The organism is Peribacillus cavernae (assembly GCF_003989135.1).
In the GTDB taxonomy this organism is placed as follows: Bacteria; Bacillota; Bacilli; order Bacillales; family DSM-1321; genus Peribacillus; species Peribacillus cavernae.
The window spans coordinates 132,003-155,816 of record NZ_RYZZ01000030.1 but is presented as its reverse complement, the minus strand read 5'-3'; the positions used below and the strand labels follow the sequence as shown (position 1 = coordinate 155,816).

General features: G+C 41.3%; 22 protein-coding genes and 1 pseudogene. 22 read left to right on the top strand and 1 reads right to left on the bottom strand.

The window, feature by feature from the left end; genetic code table 11:
* The first annotated feature begins 51 nt into the window (after window positions 1-51).
* From ELQ35_RS17510 to ELQ35_RS17500, 3 genes are read left to right on the top strand one after another with little or no spacing between them, the layout of a single operon-like run.
* On the top strand, window positions 52-1,554 hold the full coding sequence (locus tag ELQ35_RS17510) for a sugar ABC transporter ATP-binding protein (protein ID WP_126866481.1): 1,503 nt from the start codon (window positions 52-54) through the stop codon (window positions 1,552-1,554).
* Window positions 1,551-2,558: an ABC transporter permease gene (locus ELQ35_RS17505; RefSeq protein WP_126866479.1), complete on the top strand. Its 1,008-nt coding sequence runs from the start codon at window positions 1,551-1,553 to the stop codon at window positions 2,556-2,558. Before ELQ35_RS17510 ends, ELQ35_RS17505 begins: the two co-directional genes overlap by 4 nt.
* A 44-nt stretch (window positions 2,559-2,602) precedes the next feature.
* Window positions 2,603-4,597, top strand: a complete 1,995-nt coding sequence (locus ELQ35_RS17500) for an oxidoreductase (RefSeq protein WP_126866477.1) — start codon at window positions 2,603-2,605, stop codon at window positions 4,595-4,597.
* A gap of 246 nt (window positions 4,598-4,843) precedes the next feature.
* Here the strand turns inward: ELQ35_RS17500 and ELQ35_RS17495 are convergent, their stop codons facing one another.
* The gene (locus tag ELQ35_RS17495; RefSeq protein WP_126866475.1) at window positions 4,844-5,260 is read right to left on the bottom strand and encodes a VOC family protein; all 417 of its coding nucleotides are present in this window, start codon (window positions 5,258-5,260) and stop codon (window positions 4,844-4,846) included.
* 197 nt (window positions 5,261-5,457) lie between these two features.
* On the opposite strand from ELQ35_RS17495, the gene ELQ35_RS17490 reads away from it, so the two are divergent.
* The 19 genes and pseudogenes from ELQ35_RS17490 (at window position 5,458) to ELQ35_RS17400 (ending at window position 23,809) form a co-directional block, all read left to right on the top strand.
* The gene (locus ELQ35_RS17490; RefSeq protein ID WP_126866473.1) at window positions 5,458-6,297 is read left to right on the top strand and encodes an RNA-guided endonuclease TnpB family protein; all 840 of its coding nucleotides are present in this window, start codon (window positions 5,458-5,460) and stop codon (window positions 6,295-6,297) included.
* 887 nt (window positions 6,298-7,184) lie between these two features.
* Window positions 7,185-7,514 carry a hypothetical protein gene (locus tag ELQ35_RS17485; RefSeq protein WP_126866471.1) on the top strand — a complete coding sequence of 110 codons (330 nt, stop codon included), beginning with the start codon at window positions 7,185-7,187 and terminating at the stop codon, window positions 7,512-7,514.
* A gap of 27 nt (window positions 7,515-7,541) precedes the next feature.
* Window positions 7,542-7,899 (top strand): annotated as a pseudogene (locus tag ELQ35_RS23825) (NADPH-dependent FMN reductase); the annotation flags it as partial.
* 490 nt (window positions 7,900-8,389) lie between these two features.
* Window positions 8,390-9,364, top strand: a complete 975-nt coding sequence (locus ELQ35_RS17475; RefSeq protein ID WP_126866522.1) for an MBL fold metallo-hydrolase — start codon at window positions 8,390-8,392, stop codon at window positions 9,362-9,364.
* A gap of 91 nt (window positions 9,365-9,455) precedes the next feature.
* Window positions 9,456-9,878 (top strand): hotdog family protein, encoded by a 423-nt coding sequence (locus ELQ35_RS17470; RefSeq protein WP_126866470.1) that lies wholly within the window; start codon window positions 9,456-9,458, stop codon window positions 9,876-9,878.
* A gap of 12 nt (window positions 9,879-9,890) precedes the next feature.
* The gene (locus ELQ35_RS17465) at window positions 9,891-11,228 is read left to right on the top strand and encodes a sigma-54 interaction domain-containing protein (RefSeq protein ID WP_126866468.1); all 1,338 of its coding nucleotides are present in this window, start codon (window positions 9,891-9,893) and stop codon (window positions 11,226-11,228) included.
* A 270-nt stretch (window positions 11,229-11,498) separates the two neighbouring features.
* Window positions 11,499-12,653 carry an acyl-CoA dehydrogenase family protein gene (locus tag ELQ35_RS17460; RefSeq protein WP_126866466.1) on the top strand — a complete coding sequence of 385 codons (1,155 nt, stop codon included), beginning with the start codon at window positions 11,499-11,501 and terminating at the stop codon, window positions 12,651-12,653.
* A 19-nt stretch (window positions 12,654-12,672) separates the two neighbouring features.
* Window positions 12,673-13,074 carry a hotdog family protein gene (locus ELQ35_RS17455; RefSeq protein ID WP_126866464.1) on the top strand — a complete coding sequence of 134 codons (402 nt, stop codon included), beginning with the start codon at window positions 12,673-12,675 and terminating at the stop codon, window positions 13,072-13,074.
* A gap of 30 nt (window positions 13,075-13,104) precedes the next feature.
* Window positions 13,105-13,902 (top strand): 1,4-dihydroxy-2-naphthoyl-CoA synthase, encoded by a 798-nt coding sequence (gene menB, locus ELQ35_RS17450; protein ID WP_126866462.1) that lies wholly within the window; start codon window positions 13,105-13,107, stop codon window positions 13,900-13,902.
* Window positions 13,903-13,939: 37 nt separating this feature from the next.
* The gene (locus ELQ35_RS17445; RefSeq protein WP_126866460.1) at window positions 13,940-15,577 is read left to right on the top strand and encodes an AMP-binding protein; all 1,638 of its coding nucleotides are present in this window, start codon (window positions 13,940-13,942) and stop codon (window positions 15,575-15,577) included.
* A 42-nt stretch (window positions 15,578-15,619) separates the two neighbouring features.
* Window positions 15,620-16,366 (top strand): SDR family NAD(P)-dependent oxidoreductase, encoded by a 747-nt coding sequence (locus ELQ35_RS17440; RefSeq protein WP_185861815.1) that lies wholly within the window; start codon window positions 15,620-15,622, stop codon window positions 16,364-16,366.
* Between the two features lie 66 nt (window positions 16,367-16,432).
* The gene (locus ELQ35_RS17435; RefSeq protein ID WP_126866458.1) at window positions 16,433-16,723 is read left to right on the top strand and encodes an SDR family NAD(P)-dependent oxidoreductase; all 291 of its coding nucleotides are present in this window, start codon (window positions 16,433-16,435) and stop codon (window positions 16,721-16,723) included.
* A gap of 447 nt (window positions 16,724-17,170) precedes the next feature.
* Window positions 17,171-17,971 (top strand): IclR family transcriptional regulator, encoded by an 801-nt coding sequence (locus ELQ35_RS17430; RefSeq protein ID WP_126866457.1) that lies wholly within the window; start codon window positions 17,171-17,173, stop codon window positions 17,969-17,971.
* A gap of 71 nt (window positions 17,972-18,042) precedes the next feature.
* Window positions 18,043-18,918, top strand: coding sequence for a 3-hydroxyacyl-CoA dehydrogenase family protein (locus tag ELQ35_RS17425; RefSeq protein ID WP_126866455.1), 876 nt, complete (start codon window positions 18,043-18,045; stop codon window positions 18,916-18,918).
* Between the two features lie 22 nt (window positions 18,919-18,940).
* Window positions 18,941-19,708, top strand: a complete 768-nt coding sequence (locus ELQ35_RS17420) for a 3-hydroxyacyl-CoA dehydrogenase family protein (protein ID WP_185861814.1) — start codon at window positions 18,941-18,943, stop codon at window positions 19,706-19,708.
* Between the two features lie 6 nt (window positions 19,709-19,714).
* Window positions 19,715-20,569, top strand: coding sequence for a CoA transferase subunit A (locus ELQ35_RS17415; protein ID WP_126866451.1), 855 nt, complete (start codon window positions 19,715-19,717; stop codon window positions 20,567-20,569).
* Window positions 20,547-21,398 carry a CoA-transferase gene (locus tag ELQ35_RS17410; RefSeq protein WP_185861813.1) on the top strand — a complete coding sequence of 284 codons (852 nt, stop codon included), beginning with the start codon at window positions 20,547-20,549 and terminating at the stop codon, window positions 21,396-21,398. Before ELQ35_RS17415 ends, ELQ35_RS17410 begins: the two co-directional genes overlap by 23 nt.
* Window positions 21,391-22,152 (top strand): SDR family NAD(P)-dependent oxidoreductase, encoded by a 762-nt coding sequence (locus tag ELQ35_RS17405; RefSeq protein ID WP_126866447.1) that lies wholly within the window; start codon window positions 21,391-21,393, stop codon window positions 22,150-22,152. The genes ELQ35_RS17410 and ELQ35_RS17405 overlap by 8 nt, the downstream gene beginning before the upstream one ends.
* A 13-nt stretch (window positions 22,153-22,165) precedes the next feature.
* A complete protein-coding gene (locus tag ELQ35_RS17400; RefSeq protein ID WP_185861812.1) occupies window positions 22,166-23,809 on the top strand; it encodes an AMP-binding protein in 1,644 nt (547 codons plus the stop codon).
* The last annotated feature ends 5 nt before the right edge of the window (window positions 23,810-23,814 follow it).

The window sequence follows — 23,814 nt, the reverse complement described above, 5'->3', positions numbered from 1 at the left end:
CTAATAAGGGTTAGATTCTAACCCTTATTCTCTCAGGAAGGAGATTACAAGATGACGGAAAACGTTTTGGAAATGAAAGGAGTCACGAAAATCTTTCCAGGTATGAAGGCTGTTGATAATGTAGACTTTACCCTTAAAAAAGGTGAAGTACATGCGTTGCTAGGCGGTAACGGGGCTGGAAAAACTACCTTGATGAAAATACTGGCCGGTGTATATCAAGCGGAGGAAGGGACTATTTTAATAGACGGTCAACCCGTTCAAGTCAATTCTAGAAGAAAGTCCCAGGAACTTGGCATCGCCATGATTTTTCAAGAATTAAGCATAATTCCAAATTTGACGGTAGCTGAAAATTTGTTTTTATCAAGAGAAAAGAAAAAAGGTATTACCTTAGATCAGAAGAGAATGCATGAAGAAGCGAAACACATACTTGATAGCATTGGACTACATATCTCTCCAATGAAAATAGTTAAAAGTTTAAGTATAGGGGAACGCCAAATGATTGAGATAGCGCGAGCGATTTCAACCGATGCTAAAATTATCGTTATGGATGAACCAACGACAGCTTTAACGAAAGATGAGCAGGAAAAACTTTTTGAACTCATAAAAAGGCTAAAGACAAGAGGCACTGGGATCATATATGTTTCACATAGAATGGATGAAATTTTTGAGATTTCTGACCGGTTAACTGTCCTAAGAGATGGAAAGAGAATTGAGACTGCTGAAACAAAAGATATGAATATGGCTAGGGTCATAGACTTTATGCTTGGCGATGAAAAATTTGCAAATGATGAAGTTGCTAAGGAAAAGAGCAAGAATAGGTCCAAAAAAACGGTTTTGGAAGTGAAAGACATTTCCTTTAAAAAGTTTAAAAATATTAGTTTTGAAGTTTTTGAAGGAGAGATTTTAGGAATTACTGGGTTGCTGGGAAGTGGAAGAACTGAGATATTGCGGGCGATTGCTGGCCTAGACCCCTTTACTTCAGGAATTGTGAAATTGAATGGGAAAGAATGCAATATTAAAAGTATTCAAGATGCAATCAGTCAAGGGATCATAATGGTGCCGGAAGATCGAAAAAACGAAGGAATTATACCGGGCATGTCGATTCAAAAAAACTTGACCTTGACGAATCTTCCAAACTACTTTCCAAACGGGCTTACCAAGGAAAATCGTGAGCGGGAAATAGCAAATAAAAATATTTTGGAATTAAATATACAGCCGAAGAATCCGAATAAACATGTTGGCAAACTGAGTGGAGGCAATCAGCAAAAGGTCGTCATTTCCAGATGCTTAAATCTTAAGCCAAAAGTTTTATTACTGGATGAACCTACCCAAGGCATTGATATCGTAGCCAAGACTGAGTTGCAATTATTATTTCGCTCGTTAGCCCGGCAAGGAATGGCTATTATTGTAGTTTCCTCGGAGTTACCAGAGCTTGTGGCATTGGCCGACCGTACCATCATTCTTTATAACGGGCAGATCACCAAAGTATTGGATGACGACGAAATTACGGACAAAAATATCCTTTATTATTCTACCGGGGGGTCATTATCATGACTTCAAAAATTGAAAAACAACAAACAAACGGTACAGGTATCAATCAAGAAAATGTGCTGAAGAAAATAGGAAAAGGATTAGGTCAATCGCAAGCCATCATTTTTATTGGCCTCGTGCTATTAATCCTTATATTCAGTTATTTGACACCCCACTTTTTAAGCTTTACTAATTTTATGAACATTGTACGGCAAACTGCAATGATTGCCATTGTTGCCTTCGGAATGACCTACGTGATTATTGCTGGGGAAATTGATTTGTCAGTCGGTGCCATTATCGGGATTACGGGGATGATGTCGGCAATCGGCATCCAAACCGGATTACATCCGCTATTGGTAATCGCATTATGTCTCGTTCTGGGTTCTGTAATCGGTTTCATCAACGGAGTTATGGTTGTCAAAGTTCAAGTCACAGCGTTCCTTGCAACTCTGGTTACCATGTCTATTCTAAGGGGAATGTCATTGGCATCCAGTCCTGGTTCGGCACCAATTACGATTAATTCTACTTTATTTGTGGATTTGGCCACGATGAATATTGGCCCCATCCCTATTGTTCTTATTTATCTTGCGGCTATTTTACTTATCGGTCACTACACATTAAATAAAACGGTTTTTGGAAGACACATATACGCTACCGGAGGAGGCGCTCATGCTGCTTCACTAGCAGGGGTAAACGTAAAACGAGTGAGAGTGATGGTATTTATTATCAGTGGATTCCTGTCTGCATTTAGCGGATTGATTCTGGCTGGGCGCCTATCTGCAGGATTGCCCGACTCTGGAACTGGTTGGGAACTCGATGCTATCGCAGCGGCTGTATTAGGCGGTACTAAGTTTAGCGGCGGATATGGCACAGTTGTTGGAGCCCTTGGTGGAGCACTTATTATCGGTGTACTTAGTAATGGGTTGACTTTAATGGGAATGACATATGCCTATCAGTTGATGATTAAAGGAGCGATTATTGGTTTGGCTGTAATCTTGGATATCTGGGTACGCAGGGAAGAAGCTTAATACATCACAAAATCCGTAGGAATTATATTAATGGGGGGATTAAATTGAATACCATTAAAATGAATATTACACAATCGACTGGAGAACAAAAAAACCATTTTGAACATCTGTTTCAGCCGCTTACTCTTGGTAATGTAACGATTAAAAACAGAATTGTTTTTTTACCGCACTTTAATGCCCTTGCAAGCGAGGACGGAAAGCCGACAGAACGGGACGCACTTTATTTTGCTGAACGGGCTAAAGGAGGCGCTGGATTAGTAATCATGTATGCGGTTGCATGTTCTCCGTCTGGAAAAATGTCGGACCGTTTTTTGCACGGTTGGGATCCTGCAATCGTACCTGAATTGAAAAACTATTCCAAATTAGTTCATGAAAATGGAGCAAAGATTTTTGGGCAAATAAACCATGGCGGCCATACCACTTTGAAAAATCCACCGCAAATTTTATATGCCCCCACACAAATGCCAGAGCCTTCCAGTCAGTTTAATACAAAGGAAATGGAAATGGAAGATATCAATGAAGTTATCGAAGGGTTTGCCAAATCAGCCTTGCATTTTAAACAGGCAGGTTTTGATGGAGTTGAGATTAAAGTAGCACATGATGGTCTGCTAAGGTCATTTGTATCCGAATTTTTCAATCGGCGTACAGATGAATATGGAGGATCATATGAAAACAGACTCCGATTGCCATTGGAAGTAATTAAGGCGATAAGAGAAGAAGTCGGAAATGAATTCCCGGTAGGAATCCGTCTTTGCCTTGATGAATATACGACCTGGGGTTATAACCTTGATTATGGAGTAAAACTGGCCAGAACATTTGAAGAAACAGGTCAAGTCACTTATATCAATACAGACGCCGGAACCTTTTCAAGCTTCCAAATGGAGATACCGCCTGCTGCGGTGCCTAAAGGCTTTGCCGTACATATGGCAGCTGCGTTAAAACAAAATATTACATTACCTGTTGTCGCTTTTGGTCGAATTTCTACCCCGGAACAAGCCGAGAAAATCCTTGCTGATGGCAATGCGGACATGGTTGGGATGGCTCGGCCGTTAATTGCCGATCCTGAACTGCCTAACAAGGCAAGACAGGGCAATGCCGCCGACATTAGAGAGTGCATCAGTTGTAATGATGGCTGTATCTTTCAGGTAATGCAAGAAAAACCGATCCGGTGCATTCATAACCCGGCAGCTGGAAGGGAGAAAACGCTTGGGCTCGGAACGTTAAAACAAGCAGAAATAAAGAAAAAGTTAGTTGTTATTGGTGGTGGGCCAGCAGGTTTGAAAGTCAGTGAAATAGCGGCTTTACGTGGACATACCGTTACACTGGTAGAGAAAAATGATCGATTGGGAGGCCAGCTCCTGCTAGCAAGTAAGCTGCCATACCGGGATCAGCTGCTAAAAGTTCCTGAACATTTAATAAAACGAATTCATCGCCTTGGAGTAGAAGTTTTGGTAAGCGCAGAAGCAACAGTGGAAAATATTCTTGCCAGAGACCCGGATGCAATCGTAGTTGCTACAGGATCCAGCTCAGCGACAATTAATAAACCTGGATATAATCAAGAAAACGTATTTACTGTATATGACGTACTGCAAGGAAATGCCAAAATTGGCGAAAAGGTCATGATCATCGACGGTGGTGGCCATTTTAAAGGAGGCGGACTAGCAGAGTATTTGGCTGCTCAAGGAAAACAAGTCAACATTGTAACCCCTTTGCTGCATGTAGGACAGAACTTAGAACCGAGCAATAGAGAGATGCTTTTACAGCGCCTCTCAAAAATAAACGTTACAATGACCCCTCATCATACGGTAGAGACGATAAATAGAAATGAGGCATTACTTAAAAATGTTTATTCAGATCAAGAGATAAATGCAGATGGGTATGATACCTTTATTTACGTTACCCATAACTTCTCCAAACAAGATTTATATGTATCGCTAAAAGGTAAACATAAAGAAGTGCATCGAGTTGGGGATTGCGTATCGCCTCGGATGATTGAACAGGCTATCTGGGAAGGCGAGATGATGGGGCGTAAACTTTAGTAGTTTGATTGCTGCCTGAATGTTAAACAAGGGCAGACAAGTACTTGAAAGTTAATAGTTTGAGACAGTTAGGAAAACAAACTTATCAAATCGGCCAATTTGTGTTACGTCAAAAGAGTAGCAAACGCCGGAAGTAAATATCAAAGGAAGCAGTAGTCTAAAGGGCACTCGTTATTATAGCGAGTGTCCTTTTTAACATTCTTTTTTCTGATTCCTATCAATAATACTTATTGGAGCCTTCATGATTTATATTTTGAATACCCCTGGTTTGCTCAATTTCCCTCGCTCTACATTTAATTCAATCAAATTCCCATCCGGATCCGCACAGAAAATCTGGGCAAAGCCACTGACGCTGTTTGGCTGTTCTAGAACTTCTATATGATTTTTCTTCAACCAATTTAGGGTTTTCTGATAATTTTCCACTCTGAGGGCCAAATGGCCTTCTTTGCTGCTTAAGCTTTTATCTTGCCGAATTGTCTGGGAATCCGGCATCACCAGCAAGTGGAGTTGCTGGTAGTCGCCTAGTTGATACCAGGCGCCTTCAAAGTCAAAATCAGGCCGCTTTAATTCTTTTAAACATAGGATTTGACTATAGAAATGCTTTGCCTTTTGTAAGTCCGTCACATTAAGACCAACATGCTGAAGCTGTTCATACTTAATCACATTTTCAACTCCTTTCACGCATCACAGTTGAATCGAACTTTCCAATAAAATAGTAACATGTATTCGTAAAGTATGGCATCAGTTTCTGATTCGCTTGTTAACAGTACGATATGGGCGTTTCTCTCAAAAATTATGCTCATTTACAGATTTTCTATACGAGAAGTCCGGTCGAACCGTGCATATCTTTTGATATGTGAATGCTACGATTCGCTTATAAATTTCGATTAAATCCAACGGATATACAAGCCACTTTGATTAATAAAACAATCGGCTGCTGCCGTTTTGTGTGTAATCAAGCCTTGGCAAAACAAAATGAAAAGATTGGTTTCTGGTTTGTTGTACAAGAGATGGTTCAAAACGGACAGCTGACCGAAAATAGATGGAAATCCGATTTTTTTCATGCTTCCAACGCTCAAAAGGAACTAACCTCCATGTTGAACGAAGTGGATTCAACTGCTCTTAAAAGCACGCTTCAAGACTTAGGGAAAGCATTCAAAGAATTTTATCATAAATCCAAAGGAAAACCCCGTTTTAAAAGCAAAAAGAACAAAACTCAATCCTATAAAGCGAAATGCAACTATAACAAAGGAATAGGAACCGTTCGTATGAAACGCATTGAAAAGAAGGATTTTCTCCTTTTGCCGAATATTGGATGGGTGAAGGTCGCGAAGTCCCGTGAAGTGAGAGGAAAAATCCTTTCTGCCACGGTCCGAAAGTCGGCTACAGGCAAATACTTTGTATCTATCCTAACCGAACAAGAAATAGAAACGGTACAAGACTCCATGTTTGAAATAGGAATAGACCTTGGTCTGAAAGAATTTGCAACCTTTTCGGATGGAGCCACTATTTCTAATCCTAAATGGTTTCGTTCATTGGAAGAAAAACTGGTAAAAGCCCAGCGAATTCTCTCCAGAAGGAAAATGGGCAGTTCTATGGAGCGAGCCCTAGGTTGCCGTATAAAGTGTCCTGTTGATATTGAGAGGGATTCTTTGTTGTCAGCCAATTACCGTTCACCCCATCAAAATAGATGCTGGTAACATGATGGGCTCCCGGAATCTTTTGTTTGACTTCTGAAGCTTGGGTGTCATGATTTCCCAGAAAGCCGGGACTGACGAATAAAAATAAAGAAGATGCCAGGGTAAGCGCTGTCATTTTTCTTCTGAACATAAGATCCTCCTTTTGAAATTGTTATTCTGCCCCAACTAGTTTTCTTTTGGGTGTATGGTTTAACTAATGCATTTTTTATGATAAATAACCATACAAATTACAAAAAAAACCTAAAACTCTAGCTAAAATAGTGATTTGGTCTTACCTTTTACTCCGTGTTTCTGTCCTTTATATATAAAGCGTAGCTAGTGCATTTTAGGAGAGGTGTAGTTCTGCTGCTTTGTGGTGCTGTAAACATTCCGAAATTCCGGAGGATTCCGATTTTTCGAATAGCCCAATAACTAAAGATTCCGTAAAACCGGACAAACAAAAAGTATTGAAGATCAAATCTAATGATATATTTTATTAAAAACCTCGACAGAATATAAATTAACTTCTATCTGTTAACAAGCCACATGAAGATGGGAAAATATTAAGAGATGCGTATTATTCTGGTTTATTAACAACTTAACAACAACATTTCTTTCTAGTCTCCCTAATACTCACCTTATGATCTTAATCAATATTTATTATACTTCCAAGCATTAGCTTTCACATGAAACCTGTCAGACATAGTATAATTGTGGTAATGAAAAGGTCGGAGGGGGAGGGCTTTTGGATCCTTCATTTAAGATAAGAATTAGGAAGGTTATAGAGGTCACGAATAAAACTGGAGATCCAATGTGGAAACCGGGATTGGATAGTTATCACTTAGAAAGAAGAATAAGTAGAGGACAAAGGGATACTCTTATTTAGGAAAAGTAAAGGAGGTATTCGAATGAGTAAGTATTTTCATGATATTAATAATTACGGTAAAGATGTTGATGATATTCTAGTGAGTCCTTTTGAAAGTATTCAGATGCTACATGATAGGAGTTATCTTCAAAGTATGTACCATGAATTAACACTAGAAGAACAAATTTTACTTTCAGAATACGATTTAAAGTTGATAAAAAATGCAAAAAACATGGTAAAACATATTGAGAAGGTGTATGACTTTTCATTGTCTAGTGAGTCAACTGAGGAATGGTGGTGGCATTTAGATAAGATAGCTGATGGCACAATACCATTTGGGGTTAGCTCGCTTGCTCATGGAAAAGTTATCTAGTATGGAAATTGTTTTTAGAGGACCAGTCATACCAAGGTCAGATCCGAAAAGATTGCTTCCCTTGATGGCTATGTATTCGGTGACTCCCGAGTACAATCATGCAACAAGCAGGGCATTGAAGAACGCCATTGATTTCTTGTATAATGAATGGAACAATAAGGTCGCCGGGTTTTGTTGGCTTTGGAAGCACGGGTGGTACACGCGCTGCTGAGAATCTAAGGCTTATAATGGCTGAGCTGCAGGTTGCCGATGTGCGTGCCCAGGTTTCGCTGTCCCTATTTCGAGAACTTTAGCGAATTCAAGCCGGTTGCCTATCACTAGACTCAGTAAACTCGATGCTTGATCAGGTATTGCATGGAGCGGTGCATTAAAGAAACAACGGTAGAGCGGCAGAAACTTTCCAGAAAACTGGAAGGCTCCTGCCGCTTTATTTTTGGGCATAGAAAACCGACTGCAGTATGAATTGATATATTTCATAAAAAACCTCGATAGAATATAAGTGAACTTTGTCACCATAAAAAAGAGGAAATATGAAGTAATCGGGTATTTAAAGCCTTGGTCTATCGAATGATTTGAATTATAACGCACACCTATCCCTCTTTTTTTCATTAAGAAATTGGGATTGATAGGATCGGGTCTTTCCTATTTTGGGGCGCTTAATCATACTTACCGAAAGTTTTTTACCGGCCAAACAGGAGAATGGACACAAAAAAGAGAAATGAGTTAGTTATAGAAATTCTCATAACCATAAATATTTGCTGTAAATTACTAAAACATTTCTATTTAGGGGTGAAAAGGATTGATCGATTTATTAATTTGTATAAAGAGTCTCCCAATGATTATAAAAGAAAGCAAGTTTAGCTTTCATCAAATTGATGAAGCTGAACTTGCTGACGGAGGTGAGATCCATTTTTGAAAGCTTAGAAGTATCATATGTCACGATTGATCTGCCTTTCAGATTAAATCATGTTAATTGTTTTATGGCCGAAGGAGAAAATGGGTGGACGATAGTGGATGCTGGACTGCACAATTCAGCAGCTGAAAACAAGTGGATTCCCTTGATAGAAAACAAAGATGTTACCCAGATCATTATTACCCATTATCATCCTGATCATTACGGCTTTGCCGGGAAGCTCCAGGAATTAACAGGGGCTGACGTATTTATGACGGAAACCGATAAACATACTGCCCTGCGGAATTGGGGCGAAAGGAATATCGACTCCTTACGTGAACATTATTACAAATGCGGGATTCCTCAAGATGTTGCAAATGCAATGGCCGGTAATGAAGGCGGATTTAACCCGCTTGTTACTCCACATCCCAGAGTTGAAGGGGATTTACAAGAAGGTGATAAAATTGTTTTTGGGAAATATGAATATGAGGTTTTAGAGGCTCCAGGGCATTCAGACGGGCTTATTTGTCTATTTAACAAAGAAAAAAGTGTACTATTTTCAACCGATCATATTTTGCCGAGAATTACACCTAATATTTCCTATCATTTTCATGGTGAGAAAAATCCACTTGAAAAATTCTTGGAATCTCTTAAAAAATTTAAGAGACTTGAAGCGGAATATGTCATTCCTTCACATGGCAAGCATTTTATGAATGCAAATAATAGAATTGATGAGATAATTCATCATCATGATGAACGGCTTACCAGGCTGCTCGAAATCATCCGTTCCCCTTCTTCTGTTTATGATAGTTGCCGACATTTATTTGCGCGGAATTTTAATGCACACGAGATGAGATTCGCGATAGGAGAAACCATAGCTCATTTAGAGTATTTAGTAAGTAGAGGGGAATGTGCTAAGCAGAAAATCAATGGCGTTTACATATATACGAGGTCATGATCATTCCCATTCCTTATTCTACATTCCAATAAGGTGTAAAGTTTTTAACGAGGATGGAATTCAGAAATTACCATAAGAGGGAGAGCATAAAATGAACCTAGTTATTGCAGAAATGTTTACGGGACAAATTGCCCGGTTGCAGCGCATATTTACGGAATCGGATGTTCGGTTATGCAATGAATTGACAAAGGATTTTAGTCCTGTTTACCAGCCAAATGAAGATGGATGGAAAAAATATTATGAGAAGCCAATTGTTCCTGGTTTATTAACAGAAGGTTTGATTACACAAGTGATTAGCGAAAAGCTTCCTGGCGGTGCCTGTATTTTACTGCAGAAGGAATTAGTTTTCTACCACCCGGTTCATGTAGGGGATGAGATTACCGCAGAACTTGAGATTATAGATATTAATTTGGCTAGGAATTGGGTTACCCAAAAGGTGACTTGCTATAATCAGACAGGAAATGAAGTTGTTAAAGGACAAGTTGTGATCTTAGTTTTATCCAATCACAGTTGATGGGTGATATAAATGGAGAATGTAAAACCTGTGCAAAAGCAGATAGAGGATTGGGGGTATTTGGTATCCGATGAAAATGGAATCGTAATGGGTGTCAGTCCTGGTTTTTGCCAACAGTTCTCAGTTAAACAGTCAGAATTGGCTGATGTCCCCATTGACCATGTGATTCAGGGCATTCCTTTAAAAAACTACAAACAAAGCTTCGGCCGAAAACCGGTTATTTTCGGGTTGGTTTTCGGATATGCTTGTTTAATTAGAGTGACTCAGGAATTAAATCATAATTTGTACCATGTCATTCTAAGGGTTGATGAAGTCGACCGATCCGAAATCATTTCTTTTGCTAATGCGCTGGATAAACCAAAGGTAAAGAAAGAAGCCCGAAACAGCTCTCGCTACAGTTTTGAAGAAATTACTGGGGAAAGCCAGGCGATTGCCCAAATCAAGGAATTGGCAGCGAGAATCGCCACAAGCAACTCAACTGTACTGATTACAGGTGAGAGCGGGACGGGCAAGGAATTATTTGCGCAGGCCATTCACGAACTAAGCAGCAGAAAAAGCCATCCCTTTGTTGCCGTCAATTGTGCAGCCATACCAGATGAATTATTTGAGTCTGAAGTTTTTGGCTATGAAGCAGGGGCATTCAGCGGTGCAAAAAAAGAAGGAAAGCCCGGTAAAATTGAACAGGCACAAAATGGCACGCTTTTTTTAGATGAAATATCTGAACTTACCTATCAAGCCCAGGGCAAGCTGCTGCGTGTTTTGCAGGAACGCGAGGTGGAACGGCTGGGGGGAACAGGAAGCAAGCTTGTTGATATCCGCATTGTTGCGGCGACGAACCGTGATCTAAAAACACTGGTTCAGGAAGGAAAGTTCCGCCAAGATCTATATTACCGTTTATATGTGTTTGAATTGAAAATCCCTTCTCTCCGACAAAGAAAAGAAGACATCCTTCCGCTAACCTATCATTTTATTGATGAGTTCAATGAAAAGTTAAACCAGAATGTAAAGTACATTGAACCTGAGCTCCAAGAATGGATCCTGAATCATGAGTGGCCGGGCAATATCCGTGAATTAAAAGCGTATATTGAACGGGAAATGAATATGGTGGATGGACCTACTCTTGCAGTTCACAGTTTATATATGCCTCTGATTTTAAATAGGGCAGATGAGCAATCTGAAAGCAATGAAAGCACTCTATTAAGTTTGGTGGAAGAAGTGCGGAAGGCTGAAGTTTCAGCGATTGCCCGTGCATTAAGGGAATGTGACGGCAATCGTACACTGGCAGCACAGAAACTGGACATCCATTTAGCGAGTTTATACCGGAAAATAGCAAAATATAATTTGAAGTAAAAAATAGTACATCATAAAGGACAGTATGCATTGAATAATATACACCACATTAGAAAACGAATAACTTGCCGGGAAAAAACAGATTTTTCTTCCGGCAGGTTATTTTGCGTTTATAGTTATCCATTTCTTTTTATCGCAATCATGCTTTGCAATTCTGCGAAGAAATAGCAGATTTGCGAAAAAATTGATTTTTGAACCTTAATAGATCGCCAAATGGGAGTTGGCACGCCATTTGCATTTTATATTAAATAAAGGGAGGGATAGCTGCCAGTGTTAAATTTTTCGTTTAATCAAGAACAAGAATCTTTTCAGGCTATGCTTAGAGATTTTTCCTTACATGAGCTGCTTCCACAGTATACAAAATGGGATAGGGAACATAAGCATCCGCGGCATTTGTGGAAAAGGCTTGGGGAACTGGGTGTGAACGGTCTCCGCGTTCCTGAAGAGTATGGGGGAAGCGGTGCCGATTGTGTAATAGCGGGAATTGCAGCTGAAGAAATTGGACGCGGCGATTTTAACTTAACATATGCTGTGATGCTAAACGCTTTGGTTTCTGAAATCATTGCAAACCATGCGACAGGTCGCTTGAAAAAAACATGGCTTCCCCAGATTGCCAGCGGCGATAAAATTGTCGGGATTGCCATAACGGAGCCGGCGGCTGGAAGTGATGTAGCAGGTATCCGCTCTACTGCCATACATAAAGGCAATCATTATCTTTTAAACGGAGAGAAGTCAGGCATCAGCGCTGCGACAATCGCAGATGCCTTCATCGTTTTTGCCAAAACCGATCCGGATTCAGGCAGCAGGGGGATCAGCGCATTTATTGTTCCTGCTGACCTTCCAGGGGTGGAATGTAAAGGCTATGAAGACATGGGAAATGTTCCGATTGGAAGGGGGTCCATTTATTTAAACGATGTGGAAGTCCCGGAAGAAAATATAATCGGACTTGAAAATAAGGGATTCACCCAGGTGATGAACGGTTTTGATTTAAGCCGGTTATTAATCGGTTTACAATGTATCGGGGCGGCCTTCCAAAGCATTGATGAAACAATTGAACATGTCAAAACCAGGCATGCTTTCGGGCGGCCATTGGCTAAATTCCAGGGAGTATCATTCCCAATCGTGACTCATTTTACACAATTGGAATTAATCAAATGGCAGGCCTATCGGGGCCTTTGGCTGCGTGACCAGGAAAAAAAACATACGAAAGAGGCAGCGTCCGTAAAGTGGCTGGGCCCGAAATTGAGCCAGGAAGCGATACATGAATGTATGCTGTTAAATGGTCATTACGCGTATACAAAGGAAATGCCTATTGAACAAAGGCTCCGTGATGTAATCGGCTTGGAGATCGGCGATGGAACCGCCCAGGTTAATCAAATGGTTATTGCTAGAGAGCTAATCGGAAAAGATTTTCGTTCCTATTAATATAGGAGACTTTTTATCGATGGGAAATGTTGAACACTTTTTTATCGGTCATATTGCCAGATTGCAAAGAACCTTTACAAAAATTGATGTAAAGCGATGGAATGTGCTAACAAAGGATTTTAATGAGGTGTACAGCCAGGACTTTTCAAAGAAACCCAATCAACGGGCGTTCGTTCCGTGGATTTTAAGCGAAAGTGTCATTAGCGAAGTGATTAGCAAAGAGCTGGCGGGTGTTGCTACGATCGTAATCAAAAAGGAATTAGTATTCACATATCCTGTTCATATCGGGGACACGATTACGGTAGAAGTAGAAATTATCGATCTGAACCGGCAAATGAATTGGATTATCCAAAGAGTGCAATGCATCAATGAATCCGGCATTGAAGTCATAAGAGGGCAATTCATTCTGAAAGTAATATAATTTTTTCACCAAAAAATGGAGGGATTCAAGATGGAATTGACAGATGTTCTTTATGAAAAGGATAACGGAATTGCGAAGATCACGATTAACCGCCCTAATATTTATAATGCTTTTCGGGCGCAAACGGTCAAAGAATTAATTTCGTGCTTCCGTGATGCCTGGGACGATAACAGAATTGGCGCTGTGATTCTGACAGGTGCCGGTGAGAAGGCATTTTGTACCGGTGGTGACCAGAAAGAAAAAGGAGATAACGGATACGGCAGCTCGGGAGGGTTAGGGAACGGAATCGGGTTAGAAGTGGAAGCGCTTCACCATGTGATCCGCGCCATACCGAAGCCCGTAATTGCCGCGGTGAACGGGTATGCGATTGGAGGCGGCCATGTTCTTCACGTGGTTTGTGATTTAACGATTGCAGCTGAAAACGCCATTTTCGGCCAAAGCGGCCCTAAGGTCGGAAGCTATGATGCGGGCTTTGGTTCTGCTTATCTTTCACGGATTGTCGGTGAAAAGAAGGCAAGGGAAATCTGGTATCTATGCGAACAATACTCTGCCCAGGAAGCGAAGGAAATGGGACTAGTCAATAAAATCGTCCCTCAAGGTGACCTGATGGCGGTAGCTGAGGAGTGGGCTGGAAAAATCCTTGAAAAGAGCCCGACAGCATTAAAAATGCTGAAATATTCGTTTAATGCCGATTCCGCTAACATTGAAGGAATTTCGCAGCTATCCATGGGAAGTTTGGCCATGTTTTACAGGACCGAAGAATCTGCGGAAGGGAAAAATGCTTTTGTCGAAAAAAGACCGGTTGACTTCAAGAAATTCAGAAAATAAAGAAGCTGGACCCATTATACGAGGAGGTTTGAAGCTGATGAATTTCGAAACGATTTTGAATGAGGACTATAGGAAAGAGTACGAGAAAGAATGGCCGAATAAAACGATCCTCGACTATTTGCGTGAGTCAATTGAAAAAGGCCCGAATAAATTAGCCATTATTGATAACAAGAGCCGGTATACGTATAGGGAGCTTGGCAAGCTGGTAGACAGGGTAGCCCTAGGACTGCTTGAATTAGGCTTGAAAAAGGGCGATGTGATCTCGTTTCAACTGCCAAACTGGAATGAATTCGTGATCCTGCATTTTGCCGTGACGAGAATCGGGGCCATCAGCAATCCATTAATTCCGATTTACCGTGACAGGGAGATCGGCTTCATGGTAAGGATGGCAGAATCGAAAATGATTGTTGTTCCCGATGAGTTCCGCGGATTTAATTATCCGGAAATGGTCAATCGGCTTTTGCCTGAATGGCCTTCGATCGAACACGTTTATGTTGTTGGCAGCAACGTCCCAACTGGCATGAAATCATTCTCTTCGCTGCTGGAAGTGCCCTGGGAGGAACGAAGAGATCCATCGATTCTTGACCGGATTACCCATGATCCAAACGAACTGACCGAAATCATTTTCACTTCCGGTACGACAGGGGAGCCAAAAGGAGTCATGCATACCCATAATACCGTTACGTTCTCTTCCTTGACTTGGGTTGATCATCTGAAGTTAACACCAAGTGATACCATTTTCATGGCCTCCACCTTTGCCCATCAAACCGGATTTCTGTATGGGGCCCGTTTGCCGGCCATTTATGGCGGAACAGGTGTGTACCAAGACATCTGGAATCCGCAGGAATTTATTGAATGGGTTGAGAGGGAGAAAATCACGTTAACAGCAGGTGCCACGCCATTCCTACAGGATACGATCCAGCTGGAGGAATTGGAAAAATTCGATTTAAGCTCGCTGTGTATTTTTATCGCAGTAGGGGCAACTATTCCTAGACCTCTCGTTAAGCAAGCCGCACAAAAACTTCCAAGCCGAATTCTTTCAGGCTGGGGACAAACGGAAAATGGCATGGTGACCTTTACCCAGATGGATGATACCGAAGAAAAACTGACAAACACCGATGGGAAGCCATTTCCGGGGATGGAGTTAAAGGTGGTGGATGCCCTTGGAAACACGCTCCCTCCACATGAGGAAGGTAGTTTGCTCTGCAGAGGCCCTGCTTTATTTGTCGGGTATTTAAAGCAAATGGAGCTGACAAGGTCTGAGTTTGACAATGGCTGGTTTATCACCGGGGACCGGGCTACAATGGACGAGGACGGATACATTCGAATCACCGGGCGCAATAAAGATATCATCATTCGCGGCGGTGAGAATATCCCGGTCGCTTATGTTGAAAATGTCTTATACGAACATCCGGATATTTCCACTGTCCAAATCATTGCCATGCCTGATGCCCGCCTTCAGGAAAAAGCCTGTGCCTTCATTAGCATGAAGCCCGGCAAGACACCGCTTACGATGCAGACAATGGCAGAACTTTTATCAGAAAAAGGGATGGCGAAGCAATATTGGCCGGAGCATTTAGAAATTATAGATGATTTCCCAAGAACACCGAGCGGAAAGATCAAGAAGTTCCGCCTTCGTGAAATAATAAATGAGAAGATGTTCAGAAAGGTATAAGCGGTGAAGCTAGTATAGAAAAATCAAATGGAGGGAATACTGATGGATCAACGTATAGCATTTGTTACGGGAGCAGGCAGCGGCATCGGCAGAGAGATTGCTAAAACACTGGCTTCCCGATCCATGAAAATTATTGTTGCAGATATTAATATAGAAAATGCCCAGGAAACGGTTTCTTTCATTAAAGAAGCTGGCAATGAAGCCGCCGCGATATTTTGCGATGTTTCTGACTTAGATAGTGTGAAACAAGCTGTGGCAGATGCGATACATCTTTTTCAAAGAATAGATGTATTGATTAATAATGCAGGATGGGATAAGGTCGAGCCTTTCCTAAAAAGCGAGCCGGACACATGGAAGAAAATCGTGGATATTAACTTACTTGGCCATATCCACACCTGTAAAGAGATTTTGCCGATCATGATAGAAAACAGCTACGGAAAAGTCGTAAACATCGCCTCAGATGCTGGAAGAGTTGGTTCCAGCGGTGAAGCGGTCTACTCGGCGGCTAAAGGTGGAGTCATCGCACTTACGAAAACGCTAGCGAGAGAAATGGCCCGATACAAACTGAACATCAATTGTGTTGCACCGGGACCGAGCGATACCCCGTTATTTAAAGAAATTGACTCGTATAATGAGGGGCTTGCGGGTGCCTTAGAAAAAGCAATTCCATTCAGGCGGTTAGCGCAGCCAAAAGATATAGCCGGAGCGGTCGCATATTTTGTTTCGGATGAAGCGGAATACGTAACAGGGCAAACCCTTTCTGTGAGCGGAGGCTTAACGATGATGTAACGAATGGCCAGTACAGATTGAAGCCCCTGTGGCCGTTCTTATTAAGGTAATGATAGGGGAGGCAAAATGGATCTGAATCTAGAAGGAAGAAACATCCTGGTGACAGGGGTGGCTAAAGGAATCGGCCGGGGAATCGCAGTAGCGGCTGCAAGTCGAGGCGCTAATATCGCACTTCATTATCAAAGTTCAGAAAAAGAAGCATCAGAACAGCAAAACTCATTGAAGAGTTTGGTGGATAACAGGAATGAAAAGATAATAAATATTGTCGGTGATTCGCGTGAACAAGTGATAAATCTCTTATTCTCTCCGCAGTTGCACGTGCAGGAACGAGTGGATTATAGAATTGCTAGCGCATGAGGTTGGTCCGTAAAATGTTCAATGCAATACGGTTGCACTTGGGATGATTGATAAAGGAGATATCGATCAGACGTTTTCAGAGAAAATAAAAAAACGTTCCCATTAAGAAGACGAGGAAACACTGATGAAGTGAGCGGGATTGTTTAATCTTTACGATCCTATGTCAGACTGGATTACTGATCAAACAATCCCCGTAAATGGTGGACATAGCATGATAGGATAATGCCCTTCCATAAGTGTATTTTAAAAAGGTTTTCTCTAGGTTAAAAACTAGGGAAAACTTTCTTTATTAAATAGTAAGAAAATTTGTAATATTTTTTAAATATATATTCATATTTAGGGAATTTTCTGATATAATCATATTAGAGGATAAAGTTCATATATGAACATTTTTAATTACATATCAAACAAACGTTATTTTATACAGCTGTATGGAGGAATGTTAAGATGCCCAAAACAGAAGACAATAAATATATGATACCATCAGTCGATTCTGCTGCCCGAATACTGCAGTATTTAAGCAGTTATCGACACAGTCACGGGTCTGTTACCGAAATCAGTCAAGCTCTTTCTATTAATCGCAGTACTTGCTATCGAATTCTCTTTACTTTAGAAAAAAATAATCTAGTAACCTTCCATGAGGACAAAAAAGTTTATAGTTTAGGGGCATATATGGCTGTGTTAGGAAACCGTGCTGCTGAATTGGTCGATTACCTGCCTATTGCAAAAGAATACCTGAAACAGGCTTCAAAACTTACGAACCATGCATGTGTTCTGGTAGAGCGGTTTGGTGAAAATCGATTGATTTATATAGCAAAAGAGGAAAGTCCGGCACCTGTTACAGTTACCCTTAAGGAAGGCCAGAGTTTCCCTTTGACCGCTGGTTCTCATGGGAAGTGTTTTCTAGCATTCATGGATTTTATGGAAAGGGAGTCAATCATTAAACAAATAGGATTAACACAGTTTACAGACAAAACGATTTCTCAGAAAGAACAATTTTATAAGGAGCTCGATAAAGTACGTGAACATGGATATGCAATCAGCATGGAGGAACATTACCCAACGTTGTTTGGGGTGGCCTCCCCGGTACTTGATAGTTCAAATAAAGCGGTTATGACAATGTCATGCATTGGCATGAGTTCAATGGTAACAATGGAACAAGTTCATGAATACGGTTCAATACTAGGGAATTTAACAAAGGAATTATCTTCGCGCTTATACGGTGTAGCACAATATTCAACATTGTAAAAAACTTATAATAATAGCACTAAAAGGCTGAAGATTAATAATTTATAAATCATACATAAGGGAGAGAAAAGATGGAACCTAAAAAAGTTGGTGTTGTCGGATGTGGAACTATGGGAGCAGGAATCGCGATTTGTATGCTGCAGTCGGGTATGGACACGGTCGTTTGTGAAACGTCTGCAGAAAATCTTGAAAATGGACTGAACCGAATTTCTGCATTTTTCGAAGGCAGTGTCAAAAGGGGCAAGATGACACCGCAACAAAAACAGGAACGTCTAAATCTCATCCAAGAAACTACTGATTTACAAGACCTCGTAGATTGTGACGTAATTGTCGAAGCTATTTTCGAAGATGTCAGAATCAAAAATAACTTATTCCGCGAATTAAACACCATTTGTAATCACAACACAATTTTCGTATCCAATACTTCAACACTGTCAATTACCTCTATTGCTTCCGGCTGCGGCAGACAAGACCGGGTTATCGGGATTCACTTTTGTAATCCTGCACCTTTAATGAAACTAGTGGAGATTTCCCATGGCCTGGAGACAAGTGACGACACTTATAACAAGGCTGTGGAATTTAGTGAATATTTAAAGAAAAAAGTCGTTACCACGAAAGATACCCCGGGTTTTATTTTGAATCTTTTACTTGTACCATTCGAAAATGATTGTATCCGCGCCCTGGAACAGGGTATTGCTACTGTCGAAGACATTGATTTGGTCCTGAAACACGGCTTAGGCTATCCAATGGGCACATTTGAACTGCTTGATAACGTCGGCTTAGACATCCATTACGCTGTCTCAATGAGTCTCTATAACGAATTAAAAGATAAGCGGTTTGCTCCTCCGCCGTTGGTGAAAAAAATGATAGATGCGGGCCATCTTGGAAAGAAAACCGGCAAAGGGTTTTACGAATATAACAAAACCGGGATGTTTGGTGCAGTTTAAACTGGGAGAAGGAGGAAGTATCATGCAAATTCAACAAATAGGAATAGTAGGATCCGGGCATCTCGGGACAATATTATCCCAAAAGTTTCAGGGGTCAGGAATCCCAGCTATATATGTGGAGGCTAACGAACCGAGTCCAGCGAAAATGTCAGTTTTACAAGATTGTCAGTTTATTATAGAAGTCGTACCAGAACAATTGTCAGAAAAAATTAAGGTACTAAAGCACATCGAGGAAATAGTGCCATCTGAAATGCCTATAGCTATAACAATTTCCTCTTTATCCCTAGCCGAAATAGCCTCTTCTATTCGAAATCCAGAACGTGTAGTTGGACTGCACTTCTTCACACAAGCAAATCGCGACAAATTAGTAGAAGTCATCCGTTCTCTGCAATGTTCTGATACCCCGTATTTACAAGTATACGAATTAATGAAAAAGATTGGTCAAGTGCCTGTGCGCACCAAGGATGTACCAGGTTTTTTGATAAACAGACTTTTTGTACCCTATATGAATCACGCTATTCAATCTTACGAAGATGAATTGACAACGAAAGAAGATCTTGATACAGCAATTGAATTGGGATTGGGTTATCCAATGGGGCCGTTGAAATTGGCAGATGTGATCGGATTGGACGATTATCTTTTCACGGCAAACACCCTTTTTCAGGAACTGTATGATACTAAATATGCTCCTCCTTCACTAGTAAACAGGATGGTAGATGCGGGATATCAAGGGAAGAAAACGCAAAAAGGATTTTATGAATATTCATCTCTTGAAGAAGTCAAGGAATGAATTGACATGACTTCAAAACGAATGTCTATAGAGCAAGCTGTGAAGCCAATAAAGGATGGTCAAACCCTGGGAGTTGGAGGTATGCTGATATATCGTCGTCCTACCGCTCTCATACTCGAATTAATCAAGCAGGGCAAGTGGAATTTGACAGCTTTAGGCTGGACTTTAGGATACGAAACTGACCTTTTGATTGGAGCGAAAGCCGTTTCACATGTAAGAACTTCGTTTTTTAGCTTAGAAATATTCGGACTGCCTCCTGCTTACCGAAAAGCAGTTGAGAAAGACGCAATCAAAATCACTGAAGAAACAGAGACCACGTTAGGTATTGGAATCAGGGCCGCGGCCCAAGGAGTTGGATTCATGCCAGGCAGAACGCTGCTAGGAAGCGATATTCTTACCGTTCGAAAAGATATTAAACGAATTGAATGCCCTTATACAGGGGAGATTTATCCAGCGATCCCCGCAATAAGACCAGAAGTTACTTTCATCCATGCGTTAGCTGCTGATGAAAACGGCAATGCCATCCTTGGAGCGAATCTATGCATTGATGTGGAGCTAGCACAGCTCTCGACTTATACCATTGTTTCAGCTGAAAAAATAGTTCCTAGAGGCAGTCTTCCTTCAGGTCAGGTAGATATCATTGGTGCGAGCGTGGATGCGGTAGTAGAAGTACAGGGCGGATCCTGGCCAACTTCTTGTTATCCAGATTACCCTTTGGATGGACTGGAATTGGTTCGCTATTTAAAAACGATGAAAAGCCATTCATTTGATGAATACCTGTTGGAACTTGAAAGCCGGAAGAGGTCATTTTTATTAAAAATGGATGAGGAGGTAAATGATGGCAGCTATCTCGAAAGATGAAATGATGGTCTGTTATATGTCGAGCCTCATTCAAACTGGCGACTTTGTGGTACAAGGAATGGGGACTCCCCTCGTGTTCAGTGCATTCTTGTTGGCTAAAGAAACCCACGCACGGGAGGTTCAATTTATGTATACCGTCGGAAACACCATATCTGAACATACGGAGAGTTTATCGATCACATATTTGGAGCAGCTCACTGTTGAAGGGTGCCTAAAAAAAGTTAAAATGACGGAGATGCATTGTGATATCGTACCCTCTCTTAAAGTAAAGGAATTTATTCGCCCGGCACAGGTTGATCGGTTCGGGAATTGCAACAATGTCGTGATAGGTGACTACGCAAAACCCGTTATAAGATTACCTGGTGCTGGAGGAATTACGGACGTGGCCGCCTTTAATCCAAACTTCCATTTGTACGTCACCCGGCATTCCCGTCAAACATTGGTCGATCAGGTAGACTTTTGCAGCAGTGTAGGCTACGGAGAACGCGCAGAAGAGTTGAACCGGATGGGCATACGGGCAAGAGGGCCTCAAAAATTAATAACCGATAGCTGTGTGTTCCGTTTTGAAAATGAAGGAGCGGTTCTAGAAGCCATTTTCCACGGAGAAACCATTGAAAATATTCGAGAGAATACCGGTTTTCCTTTTGATTTAAGTGAAAATGGAATTATACAAATAGAGCCACCTTCAGAAGAACAGCTTAGAATCCTTAGAGAAAAAATAGATCCACTGGGAATCAGACAGCTGGAACTGCTTACTGGGATACAGAGGATTCAAAAGCTGGAACACATTCTTTTAGAGGAAGACAAAAGGAGGAGAGGCAGTGCTTGAAAATTTTGATTTAACAGGGAAAGTTGCTTTGGTTACTGGCGGAACACGGGGGCTTGGGCAATCGATGGCAAAAGCACTCGGTCAAGCAGGGGCCGCTGTTATCGTCACAGGTCGTTCTGACAAAACCATCGAAGAATCCTGTTCCTACTTAAAAGAAAACGGCATTACAGCATATGGGTTTAGGTGTGATATGCAGCAATCAGCCGACTTAAAAGCATTAAAACAGTATGTTGTTGAAAAGTTCTGCAGGCTGGATATATTAGTAAACAATGCTGGAATTGTGATCGACCGTCATTATGCGGAGTGCACGGACGAGGAAATCAACGAAATTATTTCGACCAATCTGGTTGGAGTTATGAAGTGCACCAGGGTGCTAGGAGAAATGATGATTAAACAAGGAAACGGAAAGATCGTCAATATCGCATCAATGGACGGAATAATTGGAACGCCACGATTGGTCGCATACGGAACGAGTAAAGGAGGAGTGATTCAATTTACCCGTGGTCTAGCAGTTGAATGGGCCAGGTATGGGATTCATGTAAATGCTATTTGCCCTGGATACTTTGCAACCTCAATTAATGAACGGGTGTTAGCAGAAGAATCGATCCGCACCAAGATTTTAAAGAGGATTCCTTTACGGCGTGTTGGCAAGCCTGAAGAGCTGGGACCATTGGTGGTTTATTTATCTTCAAAAGCATCAGACTTTATGACTGGGCAGGCGATTGTGATTGATGGAGGAGAAACAGTTCATTAATGGAGGGAATGTAATGCATGTGGAAGGATCACGTTTAACCTATCAGATGATAACAGAGCATGTAGAGAAAGGACTATGGCGAAACGAAAGATTATTTGACCATTTGGAAAGCGCTTACAGAGAACATCCGGATAAGGTTGCTGTTGTGGCATATTCAGTTGAGCGGAACCGAAAGGAGAAGCTTACATATCAAGAGCTTTATGATAAAGTAACTCGTTGTGAAAATGGATTGCGGGCACTTGGAGTGCAGCCGGGAGATGTAGTCTCCGTGCAGCTCCCCAATTATTTTGAGTTTCCGATTATTTTATATGCAATCAACAAAATTGGAGCAATTTTTAATGGGCTGACACACATCTACAGGGCAAAAGAAGTTCAGTTTATTCTGCGAAAGTCGCAGTCCAAAGTATTTGTTGTGCCAAATGAATTCCGCAAATTTGACTATATTGAAATGGTGAATGATGTGTGGGGCGATTTGCCTGACCTCGAGAAAGTGATAGTAGTAGGCGATTGTCCAAAAGACGATCACCGCTTTATCATGTTCGACCAGATTGTTTCTAAAGAACATCACCCTGAAATCTATTCTTACGTAAATCCAAATACAATTGCCCAATTAGGATTTACGTCCGGAACGACAGGAGAGCCAAAGGGGGTCATGCATACTCATAATACCCTTGCATCAACGATTCGAAATTATGCTACTTATGAAAAATTACAGAATAACGAATGCAATCTTATCGTTTCACCGGTGGGGCACCAAACAGGGTTTTTATGGGGGGCATTACTGACCACCTATCTTAAGAGCACTGCTGTATATTTAGACATTTGGAAAACTGAAAAAGCAGCTGAAATCATCAATGAGGAAAAAGTAAGCATGATGCTTGCCGCTGCACCATTTTTACAGGACTTAGTAACCCATGTACAGGAAGCTCCTCTTCCTTCATTAAAGTTCATCTCAATCCCTGGAGCTCCTATTCCTCGAAAGCTTGTGGCGTACTCAGCAGAGAAATTAGACTGTAAAATCATACCGGCCTGGGGAATGACAGAATACGGCATTGCGATTGCCGTAGCTCCGGATGATCCAAAACACAGTTTTCAAACGGATGGCAGAAGAGTCCCGGGAGCAGAGGTTAAGATTTTCGCAGAGAACGCCAGGGAAGCACTACCGAATGAAGAAGGCGACCTGAAAATCAAAGGAGCCGGTGTATTTATAGGGTATTACAAACGGCCAGACCTTACAGAGAAGCATTTTGACGCAGAAGGATGGTTTGATACGGGGGACCGGGCGGTTAGAGATGAAAACGGATTCATCAGTATTACCGGCCGCACCAAAGACATTATCATCCGTGGAGGCGAAAACATTCCGGTCGCTGAAATAGAAAACCTGCTATATGAATGGGATAAAATCGGGGATATTGCAATTGTTGCCATTCCAGACGAAAGATTGGGGGAACGGGCCTGTGCGTATGTAGTTCCTGAACCTGGCGAGTCTGTCACTTTTGAGCAAATGATTGACTACCTGTTATCGAAAAAAATCGCAAAACAGAAACTGCCTGAAAGACTGGAACTGATTGAAGAACTCCCAAGAACAATCAGTGGAAAAGTTCAAAAATATGTACTGAGAGAAGATATTAAAAATAAAATTCACGTGGAAAGGTGATTAGT